Below are 1,974 nucleotides of genomic sequence, written 5' to 3' on the forward strand. Positions count from 1 at the left end.
AATGGCAGCACCGTCAGCACCACCATTACCGGCGCAACCGGCGGTAACTTCGAGAACCTGGTGCCAAGCACCACGCCTTCGGTTACCACGAACACCGACTCAGTCGACACCACTACCCTGACCYTGAGCGCCAGCGAAACCATCACCGAAGGTGGTCAGATCACCTATACCGCAACCCTGACCAACGCCGCGCAGACCCCGGTGACCGTGACTTTGAGCAACGGCTCGGTGATTACCATCGCCGCCGGCGAAACTACCGGCACCGTTGCGGTGAATACGCCTGCCAATGACGTCTACAACAATGGCAGCACCGTCAGCACCACCATCACCGGTGCAACGGGCGGTAACTTCGAGAACCTGGTTCCGGACACTACGCCTGCCGTCACCACGATCACGGACTCGGTGGACAGCACTGGCCTGACCCTGAGCGCCAGCGAAACCATCACCGAAGGCGGCCAGATCACCTACACCGCGACGCTGACCAACGCCGCTCAAACGCCAGTGACCGTCACCTTGAGCAATGGCTCGGTCATTACCATTGCTGCGGGCCAGACCACCGGCACCGTTGCCGTCGACACTCCGACCAACGACGTTTACAACAACGGCAGCACCGTCAGCACCACCATTACCGGTGCGACCGGTGGCAACTTCGAAAACCTGGTGCCAAGCACCACGCCTGCGGTTACCACGATCACCGATTCGGTGGACACCACTGGCTTGACCTTGAGCGCCAGCGAAACCATCACCGAAGGCGGTCAGATCACTTATACCGCGACGCTGACCAACGCGGCGCAGACGCCAGTGACCGTGACCCTGAGCAACGGCTCGGTGATCACCATCGCCGCAGGCGAAACCACTGGCACCGTCGCAGTCAATACACCTGCGAACGATGTCTACAACAATGGCAGCACCGTCAGCACCACCATCACTGGCGCCACTGGCGGCAACTTCGAAAACCTGGTGCCAGACACCACACCAGCCGTCACCACGATCACCGATTCGGTGGACACCACTGGCTTGACCTTGAGCGCCAGCGAAACCATCACCGAAGGCGGTCAGATCACTTATACCGCGACGCTGACCAACGCGGCGCAGACGCCAGTGACCGTGACCCTGAACAACGGCTCGGTGATCACCATCGCCGCAGGCGAAACCACCGGCACCGTCGCGGTTAATACGCCTGCGAATGACGTCTACAACAACGGCAGCACCGTCAGCACTACCATCACCGGCGCAACGGGCGGCAATTTCGAAAACCTGGTTCCGGACACGACGCCTGCGGTTACCACGATCACCGATTCGGTGGACGACACTGGCCTGACCTTGAGCGCCAGCGAGACCATCACCGAAGGCGGCCAGATCACCTACACCGCAACCCTGACCAACGCAGCGCAGACGCCAGTCACCGTGACGTTGAGCAACGGCTCGGTCATCACCATCGCCGCCGGCGAAACCACCGGCACCGTTGCGGTGAATACGCCTGCCAATGACGTCTACAACAATGGCAGCACCGTTAGCACCACTATCACTGGCGCAACTGGCGGCAATTTCGAAAACCTGGTTCCGGACACGACGCCTGCGGTTACCACGATCACTGATTCGGTGGACGACACTGGCCTGACCTTGAGCGCCAGCGAGACCATCACTGAAGGCGGTTCGATTGTTTACACCGCAACGCTGACCAACGCCGCTCAAACGCCAGTGACCGTGACCTTGAGCAACGGCTCGGTGATCAACATCGCAGCCGGCGAAACTACCGGCACCGTTGCGGTGAATACGCCTGCCAATGACGTCTACAACAATGGCAGCACCGTCAGCACCACCATCACCGGCGCAACCGGTGGCAACTTCGAAAACCTGGTACCGGACACGACGCCTGCGGTTACCACGATCACTGATTCGGTGGACACCACTGGCTTGACCTTGAGCGCCAGCGAGACCATCACCGAAGGCGGTCAGATTATTTACACCGCA

At 60.5% G+C, this 1,974-nt stretch carries 1 protein-coding gene; it reads left to right on the plus strand.

The features are described from left to right. The coding region (locus tag AD665_RS27540) for an immunoglobulin-like domain-containing protein (protein ID WP_342342208.1) at positions 1-1,974 on the plus strand (1,974 nt) is incomplete at both ends.

The organism is Pseudomonas corrugata (assembly GCF_001269905.1).
Taxonomy (GTDB): Bacteria; Pseudomonadota; Gammaproteobacteria; order Pseudomonadales; family Pseudomonadaceae; genus Aquipseudomonas; species Aquipseudomonas corrugata.